This is a genomic window from Caulobacter sp. 10L414, assembly GCF_056395525.1.
Genome location: NZ_JBFTJR010000030.1, coordinates 1 through 24,698, shown reverse-complemented (window position 1 = coordinate 24,698; position 24,698 = coordinate 1). Strand labels below are relative to the sequence as shown.

The 24,698-nt window shown below is 69.8% G+C and carries 25 protein-coding genes and 1 pseudogene; 11 read left to right on the top strand and 15 right to left on the bottom strand.

What is annotated here, in order from left to right; translation table 11 throughout:
- The first annotated feature begins 258 nt into the window (after positions 1-258).
- From AC1DCG_RS13650 to AC1DCG_RS13605, 10 genes are all read left to right on the top strand, one after another.
- The gene (locus AC1DCG_RS13650) at positions 259-930 is read left to right on the top strand and encodes a hypothetical protein (RefSeq protein ID WP_477030316.1); all 672 of its coding nucleotides are present in this window, start codon (positions 259-261) and stop codon (positions 928-930) included.
- A 118-nt stretch (positions 931-1,048) separates the two neighbouring features.
- On the top strand, positions 1,049-1,636 hold the full coding sequence (locus AC1DCG_RS13645; RefSeq protein ID WP_477041518.1) for a hypothetical protein: 588 nt from the start codon (positions 1,049-1,051) through the stop codon (positions 1,634-1,636).
- 25 nt (positions 1,637-1,661) lie between these two features.
- The gene (locus AC1DCG_RS13640) at positions 1,662-2,225 is read left to right on the top strand and encodes a hypothetical protein (protein ID WP_477030314.1); all 564 of its coding nucleotides are present in this window, start codon (positions 1,662-1,664) and stop codon (positions 2,223-2,225) included.
- Between the two features lie 16 nt (positions 2,226-2,241).
- Positions 2,242-2,829 (top strand): hypothetical protein, encoded by a 588-nt coding sequence (locus tag AC1DCG_RS13635; protein ID WP_165255080.1) that lies wholly within the window; start codon positions 2,242-2,244, stop codon positions 2,827-2,829.
- 3 nt (positions 2,830-2,832) lie between these two features.
- Positions 2,833-3,399, top strand: a complete 567-nt coding sequence (locus AC1DCG_RS13630; RefSeq protein WP_165255082.1) for a hypothetical protein — start codon at positions 2,833-2,835, stop codon at positions 3,397-3,399.
- Positions 3,400-3,412: 13 nt separating this feature from the next.
- Complete coding sequence (locus AC1DCG_RS13625) at positions 3,413-4,027, top strand: hypothetical protein (RefSeq protein ID WP_165255083.1); 615 nt, start codon at positions 3,413-3,415, stop codon at positions 4,025-4,027.
- Positions 4,024-4,599 (top strand): hypothetical protein, encoded by a 576-nt coding sequence (locus AC1DCG_RS13620; RefSeq protein WP_477030311.1) that lies wholly within the window; start codon positions 4,024-4,026, stop codon positions 4,597-4,599. The genes AC1DCG_RS13625 and AC1DCG_RS13620 overlap by 4 nt, the downstream gene beginning before the upstream one ends.
- Positions 4,600-4,641: 42 nt before the next feature.
- On the top strand, positions 4,642-5,451 hold the full coding sequence (locus tag AC1DCG_RS13615) for a fimbrial biogenesis chaperone (protein ID WP_165255086.1): 810 nt from the start codon (positions 4,642-4,644) through the stop codon (positions 5,449-5,451).
- Entirely contained in the window at positions 5,417-7,972 is a 2,556-nt protein-coding gene (locus AC1DCG_RS13610) for a fimbria/pilus outer membrane usher protein (protein ID WP_477036678.1), read from the top strand. Before AC1DCG_RS13615 ends, AC1DCG_RS13610 begins: the two co-directional genes overlap by 35 nt.
- 1 nt (position 7,973) lies before the next feature.
- A complete protein-coding gene (locus AC1DCG_RS13605) occupies positions 7,974-8,969 on the top strand; it encodes a hypothetical protein (RefSeq protein ID WP_477030309.1) in 996 nt (331 codons plus the stop codon).
- 92 nt (positions 8,970-9,061) lie between these two features.
- Here AC1DCG_RS13605 and AC1DCG_RS13600 read toward each other — a convergent pair whose 3' ends face one another.
- From AC1DCG_RS13600 to AC1DCG_RS13530, 15 genes are all read right to left on the bottom strand, one after another.
- Complete coding sequence (locus tag AC1DCG_RS13600; protein WP_165255091.1) at positions 9,062-9,466, bottom strand: hypothetical protein; 405 nt, start codon at positions 9,464-9,466, stop codon at positions 9,062-9,064.
- A gap of 476 nt (positions 9,467-9,942) precedes the next feature.
- Positions 9,943-10,569, bottom strand: a complete 627-nt coding sequence (locus AC1DCG_RS13595) for a helix-turn-helix transcriptional regulator (protein ID WP_165255092.1) — start codon at positions 10,567-10,569, stop codon at positions 9,943-9,945.
- A 291-nt stretch (positions 10,570-10,860) separates the two neighbouring features.
- Entirely contained in the window at positions 10,861-11,367 is a 507-nt protein-coding gene (locus tag AC1DCG_RS13590; RefSeq protein WP_165255094.1) for an A24 family peptidase, read from the bottom strand.
- Positions 11,368-11,388: 21 nt separating this feature from the next.
- Positions 11,389-11,904 (bottom strand): tetratricopeptide repeat protein, encoded by a 516-nt coding sequence (locus AC1DCG_RS13585; RefSeq protein WP_477036677.1) that lies wholly within the window; start codon positions 11,902-11,904, stop codon positions 11,389-11,391.
- A 2-nt stretch (positions 11,905-11,906) separates the two neighbouring features.
- Positions 11,907-12,866: a type II secretion system F family protein gene (locus AC1DCG_RS13580; protein WP_477041517.1), complete on the bottom strand. Its 960-nt coding sequence runs from the start codon at positions 12,864-12,866 to the stop codon at positions 11,907-11,909.
- A 9-nt stretch (positions 12,867-12,875) separates the two neighbouring features.
- Positions 12,876-13,871 (bottom strand): type II secretion system F family protein, encoded by a 996-nt coding sequence (locus AC1DCG_RS13575; protein ID WP_477036675.1) that lies wholly within the window; start codon positions 13,869-13,871, stop codon positions 12,876-12,878.
- A 4-nt stretch (positions 13,872-13,875) separates the two neighbouring features.
- Complete coding sequence (locus AC1DCG_RS13570; protein ID WP_165255101.1) at positions 13,876-15,222, bottom strand: TadA family conjugal transfer-associated ATPase; 1,347 nt, start codon at positions 15,220-15,222, stop codon at positions 13,876-13,878.
- Positions 15,223-15,224: 2 nt separating this feature from the next.
- On the bottom strand, positions 15,225-16,439 hold the full coding sequence (locus AC1DCG_RS13565) for a CpaE/TadZ family protein (protein ID WP_477036674.1): 1,215 nt from the start codon (positions 16,437-16,439) through the stop codon (positions 15,225-15,227).
- Positions 16,436-17,029, bottom strand: coding sequence for a TadE/TadG family type IV pilus assembly protein (locus tag AC1DCG_RS13560; RefSeq protein WP_477030302.1), 594 nt, complete (start codon positions 17,027-17,029; stop codon positions 16,436-16,438). Before AC1DCG_RS13560 ends, AC1DCG_RS13565 begins: the two co-directional genes overlap by 4 nt.
- A complete protein-coding gene (locus AC1DCG_RS13555; protein WP_477030301.1) occupies positions 17,026-17,526 on the bottom strand; it encodes a TadE/TadG family type IV pilus assembly protein in 501 nt (166 codons plus the stop codon). Before AC1DCG_RS13555 ends, AC1DCG_RS13560 begins: the two co-directional genes overlap by 4 nt.
- A complete protein-coding gene (locus AC1DCG_RS13550; protein WP_477030300.1) occupies positions 17,519-19,003 on the bottom strand; it encodes a TadE/TadG family type IV pilus assembly protein in 1,485 nt (494 codons plus the stop codon). Before AC1DCG_RS13550 ends, AC1DCG_RS13555 begins: the two co-directional genes overlap by 8 nt.
- 2 nt (positions 19,004-19,005) lie before the next feature.
- Positions 19,006-19,323, bottom strand: coding sequence for a hypothetical protein (locus AC1DCG_RS13545; RefSeq protein ID WP_477030299.1), 318 nt, complete (start codon positions 19,321-19,323; stop codon positions 19,006-19,008).
- On the bottom strand, positions 19,295-20,680 hold the full coding sequence (locus tag AC1DCG_RS13540; protein ID WP_477036673.1) for a type II and III secretion system protein family protein: 1,386 nt from the start codon (positions 20,678-20,680) through the stop codon (positions 19,295-19,297). The genes AC1DCG_RS13545 and AC1DCG_RS13540 overlap by 29 nt, the downstream gene beginning before the upstream one ends.
- A gap of 71 nt (positions 20,681-20,751) precedes the next feature.
- Entirely contained in the window at positions 20,752-21,645 is an 894-nt protein-coding gene (gene cpaB / locus AC1DCG_RS13535) for a Flp pilus assembly protein CpaB (protein WP_477036672.1), read from the bottom strand.
- A 98-nt stretch (positions 21,646-21,743) separates the two neighbouring features.
- Positions 21,744-21,926, bottom strand: coding sequence for a Flp family type IVb pilin (locus tag AC1DCG_RS13530; RefSeq protein ID WP_165255114.1), 183 nt, complete (start codon positions 21,924-21,926; stop codon positions 21,744-21,746).
- A 594-nt stretch (positions 21,927-22,520) separates the two neighbouring features.
- On the opposite strand from AC1DCG_RS13530, the pseudogene AC1DCG_RS13525 reads away from it, so the two are divergent.
- Positions 22,521-24,698, top strand: a pseudogene (locus AC1DCG_RS13525) (hypothetical protein); the annotation flags it as partial.

Genomic DNA, 24,698 nt, shown 5'->3' with positions numbered 1-24,698 from the left:
AACTAGGGATAAGTTATCCACAACCTGGGATTACTAGGTGTTGCATAGCGTCGGTTTGTCGCACGATTTTTGAGAATGCTTATCACTGAGAGTTCGCTATATACATTTGTATTACTAAGCGTGCTCTACACGTCCGTATTTTATTCAAATTCTCCTGTCGGGTGAAACTGTACTAGCTACCCAAGGTGGGGGATTTCAGGCCCCCGGTTCTCTGCAATCGTTCATTAAGAACTTGTTAAGAGAAACGGGGTCTGGGACATGGCTGGCAAGCAACTGACGCTTCCTCGCGCCGTGCGCACCCAGCGCAAGCCGTCCTATAGGGACTGGATACTTGGCGGGAGCTTGCTGGCGGGAGTGATCCTCGCGGCCAGCGTGACCGAAAGCCGGGCGCAGGTTACGGCCTATGCCGGCGGTTCGCCCCCGAACATCGTCCTGTCCATTCCGGTGACGGCTTCCGTGGGCGGACGTTGCGGCTTCGCGCCGGGCATGGCGCCCGGCGGCTCGACGGATGTCGGCGAGGTCAACAACGCCTTCACGGCGGACTTCCCCTTTACTTTGCAGTGCACGGTGCCGTTCCGCGCCGCGGTGGTGTCGAGCAATGGCGGCCTGCTGGCCTCCAGCGTCACCCCGGCGACCGGCTACACCAACCTGGCGCCCTATCTGGTCGACCTGAACCTGGTCGGCGACGTCGGGGTCGGCACGGTCAACGCTACCTGCGACACCGGCGACCTGAAGAGCACCTCGGGCGCGACCTGCGGCTTCAAGGGGCCGGCGAGCGCCAGCCAGGGGCTGCGCCTGAACGGCTCTTCCTACGACGTCTCCGGCTCGTACCTGCGGGTTCATCGCGCCGCCTATGCCGGCGCCCAGATCCTCGCGGCCGCCAACACCTATTCGGACTCGCTCACGGTGACGCTCAGCGTCTCGCCGTGACCCGCCCTCCGGGCCCGCTCCCCCGGCGGATCCGGCGTCCTTTGAAGGGGGAGGGGGTGCAAGACCCCGGAACAAACAGAAGTCGGCCCCGCCGACGCAAGACTTTGGGAGTGAAGAGATGAAGAAGACGATCCTTCTCGGCGCCGCCGCCCTGCTGGCCCTGGCCGTCGCCCCGGCCGCCATGGCCCAGACGGTCACCGGCACGGTCAACGTCACCGGCAGCGTCGCGGCCAAGTGCGTGGTCATCACCGGCGGCAGCGGCGGCACCTTCTCGGGCTCGATCCCGCTGGGCGAGCTGTCGCAGGCCGACGGCACCCTGTCGACCACCCTGTCGGGCTCGACCAACGCCAGCCCCGGCGGCTCCACCCAGTTCCGGGTGAACTGCAACACCGCCGCCCCCAAGGTGACGCTGAGCTCGACGCGCCTGTCGCTGACCCCCAGCGCCACCGCCCCGACCGGCTATACCGGCAACATCGACTACACCGCCGCGCTGGACGCCGCGCTGTCCAACAGCACGACCCAGACGGTCAGCTACGTGACCGCAGCGGCCCTGCCGGCCGCCACCGTGCAGAGCCTGTCGAGCAGCCTGGCCAACAGCGCCGACAACCTGACGGTCAAGGCCTACGCGCTGAACACCGCCTCGGGCGCGCTGCTGATGGCCGGCAACTACCAAAGCACGATCTCGATCACCATCGAGCCCTCGTGATCGGGCCGGGAAGGGAGGAAGCGCCATGCGTAGCACCTTTCTCCTGACCGTCGCCGCGGCGAGCCTCGCGCTCGCCGCCGCCTCGGGGCAGGCCCAGGCCCAGAGCGTGACCGGCACGGTGCAGGTCAACGGCACGGTTTCCAACCGCTGCCTGTTCGTGACCGACAACGTGGTCCTGGATCTGGGCGAACTGTCGCTGCAGACCGGCGACGTCTCGGCCATCGGCCGACTCGACGGCGTCAAGCTGACCAGCCGGAGCGCCACGCTGAACGGCTGGTGCAATGGAGTTTCGGCGACCATGGCCGTCGAGGCCCAGCCGATCTTCAACACCAGCTTCACCAGCACGGCCCCGACCGGGTTCGAGCGTCGGATCGACTACACCGCCACCGCCACGGCTTCGCCCGCCGGCGGCTCGGTGTCGGCTTCCGACAGCACGCTCGCCTCCGGCGGCGGCGCGGCCAGCACCACCGGCATCTTCGCCAGCGACATCGTCGTCAGCTTCGCCGACGCGGCCACGCCGGCCGGCGGTCGGCTCGTCTCCGGGTCCTATTCGGGCTCGGTGGCGGTGACTTTGGCTCCGGCCACCTGAGGGGAGAAAGGTCGTCATGATCCTGCACCGAACCTGCCTTGTCGGACTCGCGGCGACCGCTCTTCTCGCCCCGCTGGCCGGGGCGACCGGCGCCTGGGCCCAGGATCCCGTCCAGGGGACCGTCGGCCTGGACGCCCAGGTCGCCCAGGTCTGCGTCCTGGGCGCGCCCAATCCCGGCTCGCTGGCGCTGGGCCAGATCTCCGAGAGCTCGGGCGCCCGCGTGGGCCGGCTGGCCAGCATCGCCAACCAGTCGATCCAACTGCCCGGCACCTTCTGCAACTACGCCGGCGCGGCCCTGGCCATCACGGCCTCGCCGCTGGCGGTGACCGGAACCACGACCCAGCCCGGCTTCGTCGGCTCGGTGGACTACACCTGCACGATCAGCGCCTGGGGCGCGACGTCGGCCACGGTCCGCACCAGCGCCAGCAACGCCTCGGGCGTCGGCTCGCCCTCGACCAGCAGCGCGCCCAAGGAGACGGACCTGACCCTGGTGGTCTCCGACTTCGCCACGGCCAGCGACAGCCAGCTGCAGCCGGGCGCCTACCTGGCGCTCGTCACCATCACGCTCGGGCCCGATGCGGGCCTGGCCGCCTCGGGGAGCTGAACCATGCGGCGCGCTCTTCTTCTCATCGCCCTGGCGCCCCTGGCGCTGGCCGGCGCCGCGAGGGCCCAGACCTATGGGCCGTCCGACAGCGTCGGGCCGATCCAGATCACCGCCACGGTGCCCGACAACATCTGCACGATCGGCGACCTCAGCGACGGCGACAACCTGTTCGATGTCGGGGTGATGATCGACACCACCACGGGCCTCCTGCTGCCGGACCTGTCGGCGCCGCCCAAGGTGCTGACCGGCACGCAATGCGGCGCGCCCAGCCAGCTGACCATCGCCGCCACCCAGATGACGGCCCAGGCCTTCCTGGCCGCGCCGCCCTCGGGCTTCTCGCGCGCCGTCGACTACACGGCCACGGCCTCGGGCTGGACGCCCGTGGACGCCAGCTTCTCGACCGGAGCGGCCGCCAACGCCGGCGCGTCCCAGACCCGCGACAGCGGCGGCTCGGGCCAGATCACCATCAGCCTGTCGAACTTCGCCACGTCCGGCGGACCCAGCCTGCGGCCGGTCGCCGACGACACCTACCAGGGGGCGATCGTCGTCACCCTGGCGGCGGCCAGCTGAGGGGGAGGGCGCCATGACCAGAGCCAATCGTTTCAAGGCCGCCGTCCTCGCCGGGGCCTCGGCCGTCACCCTGCTGCTGATGGGCCAGCTGGCCCGGGCCCAGGAGACCGACAACACCCGCGACTTCGTCGTGCGGGGGCAGGTGCCCAAGGTCTGCACCATCGCCTCGCCGACCATCGGCGCGGGCCAGGTGGTCAACTTCCTCAGCCTGACCGGCGGCACGCTGCAGGTCGACCAGCTGACCGACCCGGCCACCCTGTCGACCCGCGCCGCCTCGGCCCAGGTGAACTTCGCCGCGGTGTGCAACTACGCCCACCAGATCGTGCTGGAGAGCCAGAACAACGGTCTGTGGCGTTCGGAGCTGGGGCTGACCCCGGCCCCGACCGGCTTCAGCGACGCGGTGCCCTACACCGCGACCCTGGCCTGGGGACCGGTCAACAACCGGTTCGAGGCCGACGCCAGCGCCCGCCGCATCCGCGACAGCGCTCACCTGGTCGATCAGCCGGTCGTCGGCGACGTGACCCTGCGCCTGGATATCCAGCCCGGCGCCACGAACCTCCAGACCAACGCCCCGCTGGTGTCCGGCGTCTACCGCGACACCCTGCGCCTGACGGTGGAACCCCAATGAAGACCGTCCTTCTCATCGCCGCCGCCGCGACGCTGGGCGTCGCCGCCGCCGCTTCGGCCCAGACCCTGCCCACGGGCGAGGAGGCCTCGAGCGAACTGCAGCTGATCGGCCAGGCGCCCAGCGCCTGCGTGCTGTCGCCGCCCTCGGCGGCGGCCGGCGCCAACACCAGCTTCGCCGCCCAGGGCGGCCAGGCCGGGGTGGTGCGCTTCACGCAGTTCGTCGATCCCCAGACCGCCCAGCCGCGCGACGCCTCGATCAGCCTGGCCTTTCCGGTGGTCTGCAACTCGGCCCACCGCCTGGTGGTGCGCACCGACGGCGCGGGCATGTCCCGGGTCGGCGGCGGCGCGGCCGCCCCGGGCTTCCGTGATCGCCTCGACTTCCAGCTGACGGCCGACTGGGCCGGAGCCAGCGCGTCGGGGACGAGCGCGGTGACCACCCCGATCAACCTGGCCACCGCCAACGGCGCGGCCGGGCAGATGAACCTCGTCGTCGCCGTCACCGGCGGCGGGACCCCGATGGTCGCCGGCGACTACGCCGGAACCCTCGTCGTCGAGCTCGAGGCCCAGAACTGACCCTGACTTGAACGAACTGAATCCATGAGGAGCGGACACCGAATGACTCGTTCGAAAACCTTCCGAGGGCGCTTGCTGGGGGCGGCGTGCGCCGGCCTCCTGGCCCTCGCGGGGCTGGCGGCGCAGGGGGCGCCGGGCCTGGGCGGAAGCGCCCTGGCCATGACCGTCCAGCCCGTCGTCATCGACCTCAAGCCGACCGGTCGGGGCATGTCCCAGATCGTCACGGTGCAGAACACCTTCGCCAACCCGCTGCCGGTCGAGCTGCGCGCCGAGGAGCTGTCCTTCGACGAGAAGGGCGCCCACCCCAGCGACACGCCGACCAACGACCTGCTGATCTTTCCGCCCCAGGCGGTGATCCAGCCGGGCGAGACCCAGTCGTTCCGGATCCAGTGGGTGGGCGATCCGGCCCTGGCGCAGAGCAAGCACTACTACGTCACCGTCGCCCAGATGCCGGTGAAGCTGCCGGAGGGCCAGTCGGCCATCCAGATCCTCTACAACTTCCAGGTCCTGGCCAGCGTCGCGCCTTCGGGCGGCAAGCCGGCCCTGGCCCTGTCCAAGAGCGAGATCGGCGCGGACGCCGACGGCAAGCCCGTCCCGGTCGTCTACGTCGCCAACACGTCCAACACGCACGGATACCTGTCCCGCGGAAAGCTGCGGATCATCGAGAAGGACGCCGCGGGCAAGGCGGTCTTCCAACGGACCATTCCCGGTCCGGAGATCCAACAGACGATCGGCTTCGGCCTGATCGCCCCCGGCCAGACGCGGCGCATCGCCGTTCCCATCGAACTGCCCTTGACGGCGGCAGCAGGAGGCTCCCTTGAGGCCCAATTCTCGTCCGACGAAGGGCGCTAGGTCGCGCGCCTACCGCCGCTGGCTGATGGCGGGATGCCTGGCCGGCGCGGTCCCCTTCGCCGCCCCCTTGGCCGCCCTGGCCGAGCCCATTCCCTACGCCATGCTGGCGGCGACCCAGGAGCCGACCAGCGCGCCCTCGGCCGGCGCGGCCACCGCGGCCGACGCCCGCCGCCAGCTGAACCCCACCGGTCGCGACGTGACCCTGACGGTTCCGCTGAAGGACGGCGAGTTCTATGTCGGCGACATGCCGCTGGCGATCTCGGCCGACGGCCAGCTGTCGATGCCGTCCGACCGCCTGCTCAGCCTGGTCGCGCCGTTGCTCGACGCTCCCGCGGTCGGCGCCCTGCGCACGGCCCTGGCCGGACGCAGCGTGGTCTCGCCCGAGGTGGTCACCTCGGCCGGCATGACCATGACCTACGATCCCCGGGCGCTCGAACTGCGGATGAACATCCCGCCCGAGCTGAAGGTCGTGCGCAGCCTGCAGGTCACGCCGATGGACCGCATGGGCCTTGGTTCCTACGTCGCCCCGGCCGGCTTCAGCGGCTATCTCAATATCCGCGGCTCGGTCGACTACGTGGAGCAAGGGTTCGACGAGGGTTTGGGCGACCCGACCTTCCTGCTCGACAGCGCCGTGCGCCTGAACGGCGTGGTGTTCGAGAACGAGGCCGTCTGGCAACCCGGCGGCAACGAGGATTTCCAGCGGCTGGGCACGCGCTTCGTCTATGACGACGTCAAGAACGTGTTGCGCTGGACCGCCGGCGACCTGCAGGCCGTCGGTCGCGGCTTTCAGTCCGCGCCCGACATGGCCGGCCTGTCGATCTACCGCTCCTACAGCGTGCTGCAGCCCCAGACGATCGCCCGTCCGCGGGGTCGCGAAAGCTTCACCCTGGCCCGGACCTCCGACGTCAGCGTGATCCTCAACAACCAGTTGACCCGGCGCATCCGCCTGGATCCCGGCCGCTACAACGTGCGTGACTTCCCATTCGCGCAGGGCGCCAACGACGTCCGCCTGGTCATCGAGGACGACACCGGCCGTCGCGAGACGCTGCAGTTCAACGTCTTCTTCGACCGCTCGCAACTGGATCCGGGACTGTCGGAGTTCGGCCTGTTCGCCGGCGTGAAGGCGCCGCTGCTGCTCGACGGCCCCGACTACACCGAGGAGTGGACGGTCAGCGGCTTCTACCGCCGCGGCATCACCGACCGGGTGACCCTGGGCGTCAACGGCCAGGCCGACGACACCACGGTGATGATGGGCGCCGAAGGCCTGTTCGGCACCAGGATCGGCACGCTCGGCGTCGATTTCGCGCTGTCGCACATCGACACCTATGGCTCGGGCTATGCGGCGATCGTCAGCTTTCAGCGGCTGTTCCAGTTCGCCGGCGGCCGCGCCGACGCCCTGAACCTGTCGTTCGAGACCCGCAGCCGCGAGTTCGGGCCGGTGGGCACCTTCGTTCCCGACAACCGCTACAACTACGAGATCGGGGTCGGCTACTCGCACGCCTTCAGCGACGCGATCTACGCCAGCTTCGATGGCCGCTATTCCAGCGGCCGGGACGAGTTCCCCGACGCAAGCGCCTACCGGCTCGGCATGGGTTATCGCCTGACCTCGAACCTCGCGATCACGGCCAACGTCATGTACGACGACGTGCCCGGCCGCCGCGAGACCTCGGCCCTGATCTCGCTGTCCTGGCAGTTCTCGAACAATTCGAGCCTGCGGGCCGAGTACGACGGCCGCGAGGACCGGGCGCGGATCGCCTACCAGACGATCCACGGCCAGGGTGTTGGTTCCTACAACGCCTTCGCCGAGGTTTCGCGCTCGCCCGACGACTCCGCCTTCAACGGCAGCGTCAACTACATCGCCAACCGGGCGGAGCTGGGCCTGTCGCACTTCCAGGCCTTCGACGGCCCGGACAACGGCCGCACCTCGCTGCGGGTCGGCACCTCGATCGGCTTCGCCGACGGCGCGGTGTCGGTCGGCCGGCCGATCTACGACAGCTTCGCCATCGTCAAGGGCCACAAGAGCCTGAAGGGCGCCGACGTCGTCGTGAACCCGACCCCGTTCGGCTACACCTCGAACACGGGCGAGCTGGGCACGGCGCTGGAAACCAACCTGGCGGCCTATGCCGAGCGGACCATCACCGTCGACGCGCCCAATGCGCCGGCCGGCTATGATCTCGGCTCCGGCTCCTTCCGGGTCTTCCCGCCTTATCGCTCGGGCTATCGCCTGGAGGTCGGGTCGGACTACTCGATCACCGCCATCGGCCGCCTGGTCGACGCGGACGGCCAGCCGCTCGCGCTGGTGTCGGGTCGCGCGGTCGAGATGACGCCCGGATCCAAGAGCGAACCGATCACCATCTTCACCAACCGAGTCGGCCGCTTCGGCGCCTCGGGCCTGCGGCCCGGCCGCTGGCGGCTGGAAATGGGGACGACGCCCCCGACGGTCTACTACCTCGACGTGCCGCAAAGCGCCGAGGGCTTCGTCAAGGCTGGGGACCTCAAGCCCAACGCGTCCGGAGGCTGACATGAAACGCCGATCGCATTCCCTGCTCATCGGACTGGCCGCCGGCGTCGGCGGGATCCTGCTGGTCTCGGGCGCGGCCCAGGCCCAGTGCGTGACCTTCGATCCCGTCGTGCTGTCGGGCACCTTCGACCCCTTCAACCCGACTGGCACGACGGTGCAGACCCTGGCGATCACCGCCCGGCGTCCGCCGGCGGTCGGCGGCAAGAAGACGCAGGAGGTGAACTTCATCTACCTGCGCCGGCCGGACACGCCCTCGAGCCTGACGATCGTCCAGACCTCTACCGGCGGGCAGATTCTCGAAAATCCGCCCGGGCATGTGCTCGACCCCAACAACGTCAATCCCAACGAGGTCGAGCTGAACTTCGGCGGGGTGGGCCAGCCCGACGTGCAGACGTTCATGGTGACGATCACCGTGCCCAGCGGCGCCGACCTGCCGGCCGGGACGACCGACTTGTTCCTGGACCAGAAGTACTACTGCAAGCGCACCGGCGGCGCGGCCGACGAGCAGGGCGTGATCCCCAACTCGCTCGACATCCGCATCAACGTGCTCAGCGCCCTGCAGGCCAGCTTCGTGGGGCCGGCGCTGGACTTCGGCGAGATCGGCGCGCTGACGACGGCCTCGCTGCCGTCGACGCCCAACTCGGTCAAGCAGCGCACCGGCAACGTGCGCGTGGCCAGCTCGGGCCCGTACTCGGTGGCGCTGACCTCGGCCAACCAGTTCCGCATGACCTATGCCGGCGGCAACCTGGGCACGGCCAACCAGCGCATCCCGTACCAGCTGGACTTCCTGGGCCAGAGCAAGACCACGGCCTCGCCGACCTTCAACACCGTCACCTGCGCCCGCGCGGGACTGTCGGGCCAGTACCTGGCGGTGACGCCGACCCTGCTGGAAGGTGGGGCTGGCAAGGTTCCGTCGCCCAACTACCAGGACATCCTGACGGTGACCGTGACGCCCCTGGCCGTGCCGACGGCTACCACCCCCGTCGCCTGCATGTGACCTCGGCCCAGCCTGAAAAAGCCCCGCCGGCGCGAGCCGACGGGGCTTTCTTTTTGCCGACCGCCCGGGGGGAAGGGCGGAGCAAAACGGTGTCAGAGCGCGGTGATGTTCACCGACAGATCGCCGACCTGGCCGGCGTCGGCGCCGGGGTCCAGGCGCAGGCTGTGGCTCTGCGAGGCCGCGGTGCTCGAGCGGCTGATCAGGGTGACGCCGGTCGACGACAGCTGGATCTTCTGGCCGTCGACATAGACGGCGGCGTCGGTCAGGCCCTGGGCGTGCGTCAGGCGCACTTCGTAGCCCGAGGCGCTGTTGCAGAACTCGGTCATGCGGCCCAGGTCGGTCGGTTCGGCGGCCGAGGCGGTGGTGGCGTCTAGATTGACGCGGCAGATGACCGGCACGTGCCCTTCGAGGCGAAGCTCGTAGCTGGCCGGCGCGGCGGAGGCGGTGGTGGCGGCCAGAGCGGTGAAGGCGGCGGCCAGGATCATCGGAAAGCGCATTGCAAACCCCAAGAGTGAGGATGATGGGAGGATCATCGCGAGGGAGGGTTAAGCAGAGCGCCCTAAAGCATGGTAAACGATTTGCATAGTAAGAATGACAGGGTGTCGCACTTAAATATTGTCTAAATCTAATGTTTAACGTGTATTGCGTAGTGCATTCTTACTATGAGCAATGCAAAGCGCGCCGCGAGCTGGGCTGCGGCGTGGAATGTTCGGTTGTGCTGGGTGTATCGAGCGATCGACCGGCGCCGGGTCTGGACGAGGGGGTGCTGATGTCCAGACCCGGCGCTCGGCGGGCGGGGCGCGCCGCCGAGGATCGTCGATGGCGTTGCGGACAGCCTCGGCGAGCCGGTCATTCGTCGCGGCGGTGACAAAACGGGGGGATTTGCCCTCGCGACCTGTAAATATTAACATATACAGATCGCGCTGCAATAACTCACTCTTACTAATGGCAAGAATAGTTGCCTATAGATATTTCATTCAAGGATGTCGGCCGAAGAAATCACCGAGACCAGTTCGGCCTGGCGGTGGACGCCAACCTTGACCATGGCCGAGGCCATCTGCACGCGCAGGGTGTTGATGCTGACCTTGCGCTCGGCGGCGATCTCGGCCGGCTCGCGGCCCTGGGCCACGCGCGAGACGATCTCGGCCTCGGCGGGCGAGAAGTTGAACATCATGCGCGCGCGCTCGGCGATGTGCGGCGAAGCGCGGCCGACCTCGCGCACGGTGACCAGCGCGCAGCGGAAGCCGCTGTCGTCGGTGCTGAAGGGTTCGATCAGGACCACCAGCGGCTTCTGGCTGCGCGAGCGATGGATCAGCATCGCGCCAGAGCGGCCCTGGCGCACGGCCGCGGCGATGCGGTTGTGCAGGGCTTCGGACTCGAAGCCGTTCTCGGCCGTCAGCAGGCCGCCTTTCTCGGCCAGGCCGTCGCCTTGCGCGACGTAGCTCCAGGCCATGTCGTTGGCCGCGTAGACGCAGCCTTCGCTGTCGGCGACGATGACGCCGAAATTCACCAGATTGAGGATCGCGTTGGCGACGTGCGACTCGAACACGCCGCGTTCGACCTCCGAATCCACCACCTCGATCATCTTTATCAGTCCCATGTGCGACGCCCCGTAAGGATCGCCGCCGGTGCAGGAAGAAAGATCAGGTCCGAGATCGCGATAAAACTCTCGATTGCAATGCTGTCGCGATTAAAAACCATATTGCTTTATTCTGCCCGCCGACGGCTGGTTTACTGATTGGATATTATTTCCAGCGGGCTCGCATACCCTGCATTGGGTAGCTGAAATGACTAAACCAGGAAGATAACGCTATCAGATCTGCGCGAAAAACGTGGTTTTCTCCTGTCAGGAGATAATCGCGCAAATACAGGAGATCGCCTTTTCTTGCTTTCAAAGTTGTAAGTGGGTCAGGCGCTGGCTGATCGCCAGCATTCCCGTGGTCGTGCCGACGTGCAGGGCGCCGACCGCGATGGCCACGCCGTAGGGCACGCCCGCGCGGCCGCGGATCCAGCCGCCGAAGGCGCCGGCGTAGGGGCGGGCGGCCAGGGCCACCAGCGCCAGGGCGCCGCCGGCGATGGCCGTGGCCACCAGCAGCAGCAGCAGGTTCTCCATCCCCGCGAACAGCGCCGCCACGGCCAGCAGCTTGACGTCGCCGGCCCCGACCAGGCGTCGCGCGAACATCGGCACGCCGGCCAGCATCACCAGACCGAAGGCGCAGAAGCTCGACAGCCAGTTGGGCGTCGACCAGGTCAGCAGCTGGGCGAACAGGAACAGCACGGCCAGGGCCGCGACGGTCCAGTTGGGGATCTTGCGCGTCCAGGCGTCCCAGCCGGCGGCGACGATGAACAGCACGGCGTAGGCGACCGAGCCGGTCAGGCGGACGAGGTCGATTTCCATCGGAGGATCTCCTGATCGGTCTTACGAGCCGCCGCCGGGCATGTGCACGATCTCGGCCGGCGGTCCGCCGGCCAGGGTCGTCTGGGGCTCGGCCAGGGCCTGCAGCACGCCGGCCGGCGGCTCGCGGCCCTGCAGGCGGGCCGAATAGGCCATATTGCCGAGCACGATGCGCGAGTGCGGATCGGCCGCCAGGGCCTGGTTGTAGTAGCGCTCGCTGAGGTCGAAGCGGCCCAGCTTGTCGTAGACCACGCCCTGCGCGTTCAGCACCCGCACGTCGGTCGGCGCACGGGTCGCGGCCAGTTGCAGCAGCTCCAGCGCCAGGGCGTAGTCCCGCGCCTTGATGGCCTCCGCCGCGCGGCCGTACAGCCGGTCGACCGCGGCGGCCGGATCGGGCGGGGGCAGGGCCGCCAGGGCGCGGATCTCGGTCTGCGCCGGCTTGGGGCCCATCAGGGCGCTGGCCAGCTGCTTGAGGGTGGCGCAGCCCGACAGCGGGACGAGCAGGGCGCAGGCGGCGGAAGCGACGAGCAGTTTGCGCATCTCTAGTGCCTCTTCATGGCGGGCATGAGGTTGTGGACGACGTCGAGGCCGGCGGGCAGCAGCAGGGCGGTGATGATCACCGGCAGGATGCAGGCCACCAGCGGGATGGTCAGCAGCACCGGGATGCGCATGGCCTTCTCCTCGCCGCGCAGGAAGCGCCGCTCGCGCAGTTCGCCCGAGTACGAGCGCAGGGTCTGGGTGATGCTGGCGCCCAGGCTGTCGGTCTGGATCATCAGCGCGGCGAAGGCGCGCAGGGCGTCGACATTGACCCGGTCGGCCATCCGCCGCAGGGCGTCGGCGCGGCTGCGGCCGGCGCGCAGTTCCTGCGAGACCTGGCTGAACTCGCGCGCGATGTCGGCGTGCGAGGGCTTGATCTCCTGGCTGACGCGGATGAAGGCCGCATCCACGCCCAGGCCCGCCTCGACGCAGACCACCATCAGGTCCAGGGCGTCGGGGAACTGGTTCTCCAGCCGCTCGCGGCGCCCGACCGCCCTCAGGTCGACGATGATCGCGGGGATCACCAGGCCAAGGCCGCACAGCAGCAGGGCGCCGGCGATCAGCGGCAGTCCGACCACGGGCTTGGCCGACAGCTTCTGGGCCAGCAGCAGGATGGCCGGCAGGCCCACGGCGCTCAGCACCCGCACCAGGAAGTAGCCCGGCACGGCGGCCGGTCCTTCGAAGCCGGCCTCGGCCAGGGTCTTGGCCAGGCGCGAGCGCTTCTCGGCGCTCTCGCCCCCCGGCGCCTTGGCCTGCAGCCAGCCCATCAGCGGGGTCTTGGGCTTGGAGTCCTTGAGCAGTCCGCCCGCGGGGCCCGTCGCCAGGGCCGCGCCGCCCGCGGCCCGCTCGCGCATGCGCCGCTTCAGGGCCGCGCCGGTGTCGACCTGGCGGAAGACCAGCAGGGCCATGGCGCCCACCGCCAGGAAGACGGCGACCTGCAGTCCGACGGAAAGGAAAAGGTCCATGGCGAGGCCTCAGTACTTGAAGGTGACGATCCGGCGGATCATCAGCTGGCCGATGAGGTAGAGGACCACGACGCCGCCCACGACGGGCCAGAACGCCGGATCCGAGAACTTGGTGGTGTAGAATTCGGGGCGGAACACGCTGACCACGCCGACGCAGAACAGCGGCAGCAGGCTGAGGATCAGCGCCGACATCCGGCCCTCGCTCGACAGCGCCCGGATCCGCTTGGCCAGCGAGGCGCGGCCGCGGATGACGTTGGCCAGGCCCGACAGGATCTCGGCCAGGTTGCCGCCGGTCTCGCTCTGGATGGCGATGCTGACGGCGAAGAAGGCCACGTCCGGCGAGCCGGTGCGCCGCGACAGGTTGGCCAGGGCGTCGCGGAACTCGACGCCATAGGTCGTCTCGTCCAGCACCAGGCCGAACTCGGTGCCGATCGGGTCGGGCATCTCCTGGGTGACCAGGCCCACGGCCGAGATCACCGGGTGGCCGGCGCGCAGGGCGCGGATCATCACGTCGAGAGCCAGCGGCAGCTGCTCTTCCAGCTTGGCCAGGCGCGCGCCGTGCCGCTGCACGATCCACATCGCCGTGACGCCGGCGCTGATCACGATCGCGCCGACGGCGGTGACCAGCACCTGCGAGACCGGCGTCTCGACCGGCTGGCCGCGCAGGAACACCAGGGCCAGCAGCCACAGGCCGGCGGCGATCGCGGCCACGACGCCCAGCACCTGCAGCGGGCCGGCGGTGATCCCCGCCTGGCGCAGGTACAGCGTGGCGCGGCCGTGCAGGGCGCCGTAGGGCGTGCGGTCGATCCAGGTGCCGCGCGGGTCGCGCACCAGGGCCTCGTAGACCTTTTCCTGGCTCATGCCGCCGGCCATCAGGGTCAGGCGGCGATTGACCCGCTGGGTCTGCTCGCGGGCCGAGAGCAGCAGGCCGAAGATGGTCTGGCCGGCCAGCACCGCGGCCACGAAGGCCAGCACCAGCGCCATCGGAAAGAGCAGTCCCTGCATGGCGTCACCCCGAGATCCGGCCAGGTGAGAAGAGGTTGGGCGGCAGGTCGACGCCGCGCGCGTGCAGCACCTCCATGAACCGCGGGCGCACGCCCGTGGCTTCGTAGGAGCCGGCCACCCGGCCGTCGGTGGTCCGACCCGCACGGCGGAAGCGGAAGATCTCCTGCATGCAGATGACGTCCTCCTCCATGCCGGTGATCTCCGAGACCGACACGATGCGGCGGTGGCCGTCCTCCATCCGCTCGGCCTGCACCACGACGTGGATGGCCGAGGCGATCTGGCCCCGCACCGAGCGGGCGGGGATGTCGAGCCCGGCCATGCCGACCATCTGCTCCACCCGCGAGAGGGCGTCGCGCGGGGTGTTGGCGTGCACCGTGGTCATCGAGCCGTCGTGGCCGGTGTTCATGGCCTGCAGCATGTCGAAGGCCTCGCCCGAGCGGACTTCGCCGACGATGATGCGGTCGGGCCGCATGCGCAGGGCGTTGCGGACCAGTTCGCGCTGCTGCACCTCGCCCTGGCCCTCGATGTTGGCGGGGCGGGTCTCCAGGCGGCCGACGTGGGGCTGCTGCAGTTGCAGCTCGGCGGAATCCTCGATGGTGATGATCCGCTCGCGCTCGTCGATATAGGCCGACATGGCGTTGAGCAGGGTGGTCTTGCCAGAGCCGGTGCCGCCCGAGATCAGCACGTTGCGGCGGGCCTGGACGACGGCCTCCAGCACCAGGGCCATCTCCTGGGTGATGCTGCCCAGCTCGACCAGCCGGGTCATGGCCAGCGGCACGCGCGAGAACTTTCGGATCGAGACCAGCGGCCCGTCCACCGCCAGCGGCGGGATGATGGCGTTGACGCGGCTGCCGTCGGCCAGACGGGCGTCGACCATCGGCTGGCTCTCGTCGATGCGCCGGCCGACGGCCGCGACGATCTTGTTGATGATCCGCACCAGGTGACGGGTGTCCTGGAACCGCACGTTGGTGCGATGCAGGCGGCCGGACCGCTCCACATAGACCGTCTCGTGGGTGTTGATCAGGATGTCGGTGACGCTGTCGTCCTTGAGCAGCGGCTCAAGCGGGCCAAGGCCCAGGAGCTCGTCCAGGATCTCGTCGACCAGCTGGTCGGTCTGGGCCGGGGTCAGCAGGCGCTTCTCGTCGGCCAGCAGGCCGCTGACGGCGCCGCGGATCTCCTGGCGCAGGGTCTCGCGCGGGGTGCGGTCCAGCAGGCTGAGGTTCAGAAGGTCGATCAGCCGCTGGTGCAGCCTGACCTTCAGGCCCAGGGCGTCGTCGATCGGCGCGGGCTGGGCGAAATCGGCGGCCGCGGCCTGGCTTTCGATCCGGCGGGTCTCTTCGCTCCAGAGCATGGCTACCTCCCGACCTGGGCGAGGGCGACGGGCTGGGCCGGAACCAGGGTGTCGGCCAGGCGCGCGATCGCCGCCTCCAGCTTGCTGCCCCGGCGCACGGCGCTCAGCGCCACGCCCTGGTTGATGGCTTGCTGCATCAGCTTGCGGTCCTCGGGCGCCACCAGGTCGAAGGGGCGGCCGATGGCCTGTTCGGCGGCCTTCAGCGACAGGCCGCTGGCGCTGTCGGGCTCGACCTGGTTGCAAACCAGCGTCACCGGCACGTCGTCCAGGCGCTGGGCCGACAGCATGTGCAGCTGCCGGCGGGCCAGATGCACGTGCGGCACCGACAGGTGGGTCACCAGCACGATCCTCTGCGACTGGCGCAGCAGGCGGTTGGTCCAGGCGGTCCACACGGTGGGCAGGTCGACGAGGGTGGTCTCGAAGTCGCGCCGCAAGGCGGCCATCAGGCCGTCGACCAGCGTCGGGCTCAGCGCCTCGACCGGCATCATCTCCTGCGGGGCGCCCAGCACCGCCACGCCGCTGCGGTGGCAGGGCAGGGAGGTGGCGAAGGGCATTTCCTCGACCGCGCCGCCGGCGGCCAGCACCTGGCCCACCGTCACCGCGTCGCCGACGTCGAGATAAAGCGCCGCCGCGCCCATCTGCACGTCCAGGTCGGCCAGGCAGACGCCGCCGGCGCCCGTGCGCCCGGCCAGCATCACCGCCGTCTGGGCCGCCAGCGAGGTGGCCCCGACGCCGCCGCCGGCCTTCAGCACGCTGATGATCTCGCCGCTGCGCTTGTGGGCCCGGCCGGTGTCGAGCCGGCAGAAGATCCGCTCCAGGGCGATGGCCAGGGTGGTGTCGCTGACCGGCGCGGGCAGCACGTCGGCCGCGCCTTGGTGCAGCAGGCGGCGGGTGGCCTCGATGTCGGCGCCGCGCATGGCCACCAGCACCTCGAACCGGCCGGCGCTGGCCGCGATCCGCGAGGTCATGCGCTCCAGTTCGGCCGCATCCCCGGCGTCGACGCCGACGATCAGCAGGTCGAAGGCGTGGGCGGCGCGTTCGGGCCAGGCGCAGTCCAGCAGGCGGAAGGTCACCGCCGGGAACATCGCCGACAGCATCGCCACCGGGGGATCGGCGCCGAGGCCCGCGCCGCACAGTCCCACCCGCCAGGCCGTGGGGCGGCTGGGCTGGGGCGGCGGCGCGACGGTCTTGGGACGGCCGAAGTGGAGCAGGCTCATGACAGGCTCTCTCCGCTGAGTGTCGACGTCATGGTCGGCAGGTTGAAGGGGGCGACGCCGAAGATCTGCAGCGCCACGCTCGTGAAGGTGAGGTTGGCGACGCTGACGCTGACCAGCGGCTCCATGTCGGGGGCGTAGGGGTTGCCCACCTTGCCGATGCCGACATGGCGATAGGTGATGGTCACGTCGGCTGCGGTGATGTCGGGCTGGTAGGCCTGCATCTTGTTCAGCACGGCGTTGAAGGTGGTGTTGTCGAAGCCCGGCGAGCCGCCGCTGCCCTGCGTCTGGGTGCAGGTCGTGTTCGAGCCGGTGCAGCTGAAGGCCATGTCGGGCACGGTGCCGCCGCCGCCATAGGTGGCCGTGCCGTCGTAGGTCGCCATGTAGGTCGAGACGATCGGGCTGACGACGGCCAGGCGCGCGCCCTCGCGGGTGGCGGTCTTGGCGGTGTTGATGGTCCAGCCCAGCCGGCCCATGTCGATCACCGCCAGCAGCATGACGATGAAGGCGAAGCACACCAGGCCGAACTCGGTCGCCGTGGCGGCGCTTTCGTCGCGGGCGAACCGCGAGGCTATGGTCGGAAGACGGGTCATTCTGTCCACGCCTGCTGCGAGCTGACCGTGAACGAGGTGAGGGTGATGCCGGTCAGCGGACCGAAGGATTCGATGTAGGGCGGGGTCGCGGCGACCTGCACCCGGGGCACGTCGGTCATGCCGTCGTAGCGACCCGAATAGGTCCCGCCGGCGTTGCTGACGCAGGTGACGGTGACCGTCACCGTGGCGTTGCTGGTCCAGGTGGCGATCAAGGGCGCGCCGGAGCCGTCCTTGGTGCCGGTGCGGGTCAGGTTCTGGATGTTGGCGACGTCGCCGGCGTTGGTCAGGCCCGCGCAGGTCATCGGCAGGCGGGCGGCGTAGCGGGCGGCGTCGCGCACCGACGAGACGGCGATGTGGTAGTTCCAGAACAGCCGTCCCGCGCCGACAAAGGCGAAGCACAGCAGCACCATGAACGGCAGAACCAGGGCGAACTCGACCGCCGCCGAGCCTTCGCGCCCGGCCAGCAGTCGTCGTGCGAGGGGTGCGCGCTTAGTCATAGAGCCGCACCGAGTAGAGCATAGTCTCCGCGCCGACCGACGAGGTGTCGGTGGTCGAGCCGACGACCTCGCCGTAGATCGAGTTGCTGACGGCCGGGCCGATCAGGAACAGGTCGACATGGGCGATGACGTTGACGGTGGAGCTGCCGTGGACGTTGTCGGCGTTGCAGTTGACGATCACGGCCGAGATGGTGCGCCGGTCGGGCGTGGCCTGGCCGCCGTTCTTGTTGCACTGGGGCGCGGCGTAGTCGTGCGAGCCGCTGTTGGCCGTCTGGCCGTCGGAGAAGGCGCCGGCCGGGGTCGAGATCGACCCGCTCAGCATCGCCAGTTCCCACTTGTAGACCTGATACCGGCTCGGGCTGGTGGCCCCGGCGACCGGCGTTGGCCCATAGGCGGCCCAGCCCGTGCCCGTCGATCCCGCTGGAACCTGGGGGATGTAGGTGGTCGGGTTGATGCCCGAATGGTTGGTGGCGAAGTACTGCGCGACGTTCCACACGCCGCTGCCCACGGTTCCGGTCTGGTTGCAGTCGCGCGGCAGGCCCATGCCGCCGGCGACCGCCGCGCTGCTCGAGCAGCTGTTGCTGGGAACCGAGACCGTGGGGCTGCAGGCGCTGTTGCCGGCGTTGGTCTTGGCGCCGACCAGCGTGTTCATGGCCGGGCGGAACAGCGGGTCGCTCTTCAGGCCGCTGGCCGAGGACTTGTAGATGTCGAAGCGGACGTTGAAGTAGTCGTCGGCCGAGGCGATGTTGCCGGTCTGGGTCTGCACGACCGTGCCGAAGCACTCGGTCAGCGGCGGATAGCGGCCCATGGCGTTCCTGACGTCCGCCGCGCCGGAGCCGACCGACAGGAAGCCGAAGTTGCCCGGGCCCCAGGCTCCGTTGCCGCCGGGCGGCGGGGTCAGAACGAAGTTCTTGCCGATGTAGCTGTCGCCGTCGAACACCAGGCTGGTGGCCTCGTTCGGGTTGCAGATCATCAGCGGCGGCACCTTGCAGATCGCCGTGCCGTAGCCGGCCACCGCGCGGGCCGTGGCGTTGAACCCCGCCGCGCCGGTCAGGGCGCCGAACACCAGGCCGCGGGGGCGCGGCGTCAGGTTGATGCGGATGAACTTGGCCGTGGCGTCGGTGGTGGCGGTGACGTCCGGGTCGCGGCTGGACAGGAAGATGATGTCGCTGGCCGCGACGGCCACGTTGCTCTCGAAGGTGTCGCCCAGGGCCTGGCGGTTGCTGACCAGGCTGCCCATGGCCGCCGTCTGGGCCCGTCCCATCGCGCCGCTCGTGCCGTCCAGCTGGCTGGCGCCGGCCAGGGCGGCGGCGTCCACCGCGTTCTCCAGCTCGGCCCTAAGGGCCAGGGCCCGGCTGACGTCGAAGGCCAGGCCCCCGATGGCGACCAGTCCGATCAGGGCCACCCCGGTGAGGGTGGCCACCGTGCCGGAACGGTCCTGGACGAAGCGATGAAGAAGGCGGGGCGCGCGCGACATGGTCAGTTGGCCGGAGACTTGGCCGCTCCCTTGTTGTCGATGCTGGAGGTGCTGGCCTGGACGGGCTGGATCACCTGGTTCTTGCCGTAGCGGGTGGCCGCCAGGGCGGCCCGGACGCCGTCGCCGCCGGGTTGCAGCACGCCTTCGTAGCGGGCGCCCGGGTCGGCCTTCTGGGCGGCCAGGTTGGTCCGCAGCGCCACCCCGAAGTCGGGCGACAGGTCCTTGCGGGCGTCGGCGCAGCCGGCGAGGGCGGCCCCGGACGCGGCGAGCGCCGCGGCGGCCAGCAGGATCCTATTGAAGGACATGGCCTTGAGGCGCATCGGCCCCTCCCTTGACTGGTTGCGTGCTCGACTGGGTCTTGCCCAGCAGGAACAGTTCGGTGTCGGACGGCGGCACGAAGTTGTCGGCCGGGGTCGCCTGGCGGGCTCGGGTCGGGCGCACCAGGTGCGGGGTGACCAGGATCACCAGTTCGGTCTGGTTGCGCTGGTAGCTGGTCGAGCGGAACAGCGAGCCCAGGATCGGCAGGTCGCCCAGCATCGGGAACTGGCGGATCTGGTCCTGGTAGTCGTCGCGGATCAGGCCCGCGATCGTGAAGGACTCGCCGTCGCGCAGCTCGACCGTGGTCTTGGCCCGCCGCACCTTGATGCCGGGGATCCGCAGCCCGTTGCTGACGAACGAGGCGTTGGGATCGATGCTCGAGACCTCGGGATTGACCACCAGGTTCACCAAGCCGTCCTGCAGGACGGTGGGGGTGAAGGCCAGGCCGATGCCGAACTGCTTGAACTCGACTGTGATCGTCGTCTGGCCGCCGCTCTGGTTCTGGGCCACAGGGACGGGGAACTCGCCGCCGGCCAGGAAGTTGGCGGTGTCGCCCGACATGGCCGTCAGGTTCGGCTCGGCCAGGGTCTTGACCAGGCCCTTGGTCTCCAGCGCGTCGAACAGCACGTCCAGGTCGACGTCGCCGGCCCGCAGCGGGAACTTCAGGAGGCCGAAGGTGTCGGTCAGCGTCGTGGCCACGCCGGTGTCGCCGGTGCCGATGACGAAGTTGTGGTAGTTCGGCGAGGCCGGGTTGGCGGTGTTCATGTTCAGCCGCAGGGCCTTGGCCGTGGCGCGCTCCATCTCGACGATGCGCACCGACAGGGTGACCTGCTGGCTGCCCTGCACCGACAGCATGTTGACCACCTGGCCCGGCGCATAGCTCTCGGCCAGGGCCGCGGCGCGACCGGCGACCGCGCCGCTGCTGGCGGTGCCGGTCAGCACGATCGACTGGTTGCCCGAGGCGACCTTCAGGTTCTCCTCGTTGGGCAGGGCGTCGCGCATCCGCTGGCGCAGGGTCTCGACGTCGGCGCCGACCACCACGTTGGCGGCGGCCACGAGCCGGCGGCCGGGGCCGTAGGCGGTCAGCGTTGTGCCGCCCAGCTTCTTGCCGACGACGTAGACCGACCGCGAGGTCAGGGGCAGCACGTCGGCGGTGTCGGGGTTGCCGATCATGATGTCGGTGTAGGGAGCGGGCAGCTCCAGCACCTGGGCCTTGCCGACGGCGACGTTGACCTCGACCTTGCGGACGGCGACGTCGGAGAGGGCGGCGGCGGGCTGAGCCAGGGCGGTGGTCGGAGCCGCCGCCAGCAGGGGCAGCAGGCCGGCCGCCGCGGCCAGCAGCGAGCGTTTCAGGGTCATGTGGGCGGGTCCTGCGCCGCGCGCATCAGCGGCGCGCCGGCGGGAGGGAGGGGGAGTGGTGGCGGCCATGGTCACAGCCCCACGCGATAGCCGGTCGTCTCGACGCCGCGGGTCACGCGGACCTCGGTCGAAGACGGCGGCATGGACGAGACCGCGGGCCGCGGCGCGGCCGGACGGCGGGGGGCGACGGCCCGGACCGGCGTCGGCGCCGGCGCGTTGACCTGGGTGGGGCCCATGCCCCGCGACAGGTCGGCCAGCGTCATGGTCCGGCGGCCCAGCGGCGCCTGGTCGGAGATCTGCCGCAGAGCCAGCGACACCGCCCCGACCGCCTGGGCCAGGGTGATGGCCTGGGCCTGGTCGGGCGTCACCTCGACCGTGATCGCCTTGACCACCACCGGCTTGTCGGCGCCCTGGTCGTCGGACTGGTCGACGCCGACGACGCGGACGTTCTCGGCCAGCACCTGGGTCAGGCTGGTCTCGGGCTGGTTGTTGTCCTTGCTGCGGGTCAGCAGCACGTCCACCCGGTCGCCCGGCAGCACGAACCCGCCGACGCCGGCGACGTCGTTGGCCCGCAGCGACACCGCCCGCATGCCTTCGCCCAGCGAGCTGGCGAGGTTGGAGCGGCCGCCCGAGCCCGACACGCGGTCGGACAGGATCGGCTCGTTGGCGGCGATGTCCTTCAGCGCGATGCGCGCGCCGCCGGGGCCTGAGGCGGCCTCGGGAATGGAGCGGAAGGCGCCGGCCGGCACGGCGTCGGTCGGATAGTGCGCGACCTTGAGCACGGCGGACTGGAGCTTGAAGCCTCTCGCCAGAGGCTGGGCGGCGACGACGACGGGCGTCGAGCCGGTTTCCTTGACCACCGGGGCGTCCACGCGCCCGGCGCTCATATAGACCCGTGCGGCGAGCACGGCGCCCAGGCCCAGCACAGCGGCCGCGCCAAGGGATATGACGGTTTTCGTCTGCATTGTTGCAACCCCCTCCCCACGTCAGCGGGGAGCCTGTCCTGGCTCACCACCATGGGTCGGCGACGCGGCTTGCCGCCCCGCGCCGCCGACGACTTGGTTCAGCAGTTGGCGGCCGACGGATTGGCCACGCAGGTGGCGGCGTCCGTGATGGCGACCCCGATGTTGGTGCCCAGCAGCACGGCGGCGACGGCGATCGCGCTGCCGATGATGGCCAGGATCAGGGCGTATTCGGCCGCGGCCGCGCCGTCTTCTTCGAAGATCAGTTCGCGCAGAGTATTCATGTCGTATCCTCCTCTAAGTGTTCTCAACCGCGCATCTTTGTTCGCGGGCAAAGAAGAGGTTTCCCCCTTCGACGTGAATTAAGGTCTTAATGATTTGGTAAGTAAATACATCGGTCGGCGTAATGCAAAATCGGTACGGCGGCCCCGAAGGCATACGTCAAACGCACTATTTTTCAGTATTTGGGGCGCAAACGTCGCGCATATGGGGAATATACTTTTAGATGTGTGTCGACGTATGCCGCTGACAGGTTGTCGATGCGAGTGTTTCGCTAGGCGAGAGGCGGCCTAAAATCGCCAAAAGATTGTACTACTCAATTTGGGGGTGCTGTAACGCAGGCCCCTCGACTAGGTCGGCTCGATCGCCCAGGCGGTTCGATGCGCACACCGAGATCGAGTTTCTATTTGAAATAATTGATCTTTTCGGCGTGCCGTCGCTAGGTGGTGCGACAGGATGACGCCCCGGGCGCGCACCGGCTGCACGGCGCCGCGCGCCGATTGACGAGGGAGCGTTCGTCAACCCCGGAGAGAAACTGCTGGTTTGCGAACTCGAATATCACCATCCAGTCACCGTTTGGCGCCTGGGGGGTTAGGATCGTGGCGAAGAAGCAAACCGTGTCCCGGCTGGCCCAGGCCGCCGCGCTGGTCGATCAGCTGATCCTGGCCATCGACACCGAAGGCCTCTCCCGAAGCGAAGCCGCCTCGGCCGCCGCCCAGGTTCTGGGCCTTGTGCAGACCTTGTCGCTGCGGGGCGATCCGGACGCCGCCGCCCTGAAGGCCGCCCTGGGCCGCCTGGCCGAACGCCTGGCCCAGGCCAAGGACGACCCGGCCGCGCCCGAGACGCCCGCCGTCGAGACCACCGTCGCCGGCTCGCGCTTCGCCAAGCGCCTCAAGCGCCTGGCCATGATCGTCACCGCGGGCGCGGTGCTGACGGCGCCGATGGCCGCGGCCGCGCGCGACACCGGCGCGGGCCTGCGCGGAACCCTGATGGGCTCGTCGGCGGCGTCGATCGCCCTGATGGGCGCGCTGCCCGTCTATAGTGTCGGCGACATGATCGTGAACCCCGTGTCGGGCGTCAGCGAGAAGGTGGTCGAGAAGCTGACCACGGTGGCGGTCCGCACCGAGGCGGGCAACATCATCCTGCTGGCGACCACGGTCGGCGACACCTTCACCGACCCGGAGACCGGCAAGGGCTACGAGGTGACCGCGGTCACCAAGAACAGCGACAACCGGGTGGTCGGCGTCACCGTCAAGGAAGCGGTCTCGGGCGCGAGCTCCAGCCTGGCCGTGGTCACCAACAAGTCGACTGACATCGGCGCCGTCACGACCCCGCCGGGAACGGGCGGCAGCGGCGCGGGCAGCTTCGCGTTCACGCCGGCCACGGGCGACGTGAACACCTTCGCCGACTCCAAGTTCGGGGCCAATGGCGGCGACGGGCACGACGGCGGCGGCGTGCGGATCTGCATTCCGTTCATCGGCTGCGCGACCATCGGCTATCCGCCCAGCGGCGGCGGCGCCGGCCAGGCCGGACCGGCGATCACCCATGACCTGACCGTCGCCAACAACGGCGACATCCAGGTCGTCTCCGACAACCTGCCGGGCGTCGTCGTTTCCAGCGTGGGCGGCGACGGCGGCGACGGCGGCGACGCCTTCGGCAACCTCAAGGGCGCGCCCGGCGGCGCGGCCGGGATCGGCGGCAACGTCACCCTGAGCAGCGCGGTGACCATCGTCACCGACGGCGTCAAGGCTCACGGCATCTTCGCCCAGAGCCGCAGCGGCAAGGGCGGCCAGGGCGGCACGGGCTATATCGCCGGCGACGGCGGCACGGGCGGTTCGGCCGGGCAGGGCGGCGCGGTCACCGTCACCAACACCGGCGCCATCTACACCGGCAAGGCCGGCGCGATCGGTATCCTGGCCCAGAGCCTGGGCGGCGCGGCCGGCGGCGGCGGCGACAGCTACGGCATCATCGGCGACGCGGGCGGCGGCACGATCGGCGGAAACGGCGGCGCGGTGCTGGTCCAGCAGGCGGGCCTGATCCAGACCAAGGGCAAGGACGCCCACGGCGTGCTGGCCCAGTCGATCGGCGGTTCGGGCGGCAACGCCGGCGACGCGGGCGGCATCGTCAGCTTCGGCGACACCGGCAAGGCCGGCGGCGTCGGCGGCAAGGCCGAGATCATCGCCAAGACCGGCTCGTCCACCAGCACCGAAGGCCAGGGCGCGCACGCCCTGTTCGCTCAGAGCGTGGGCGGCGGCGGCGGCAACGGCGGGGTCTCCATCGGCCTGGTGGCCCTCGGTTCGGGCGGCGGCGCCGGCGGCGCGGGCGGCCTGGCCAAGGTCACGGTCGAAAGCGGCGCGGCCGTCTCGACCAAGGGCGCCGACGCTCACGCGATCTTCGCCCAGTCGGTCGGCGGCGGCGGCGGCAGCGCCGGCGTCAGCGGCGGTCTGGTGGCCCTGGGCGCCAAGGGCGACGCCGGCGGCGTGGCCGGAGCCGTCGAGATTTCCAGCGGCGGCGTCGTCTCGACCGACGGCGTCGACTCCCGAGGCGTCTTCGGCCAGAGCGTGGGCGGCGGCGGCGGCGCGGCGTCCGGCACGGGCGGCCTMGTCTCGCTGGGCGGCTCCGGCGCGGCCGGCGGCGCGGGCGGCTCGGTCACCGTCACCACCGGCGCGGGCGGCTCGGTGAAGACCACCAAGCAGGGCGCCGACGCCATCTTCGCCCAGTCGGTGGGCGGCGGCGGCGGCAGCGGCTCCAGCTCAGGCGGCGTCGTGGCCCTGGGC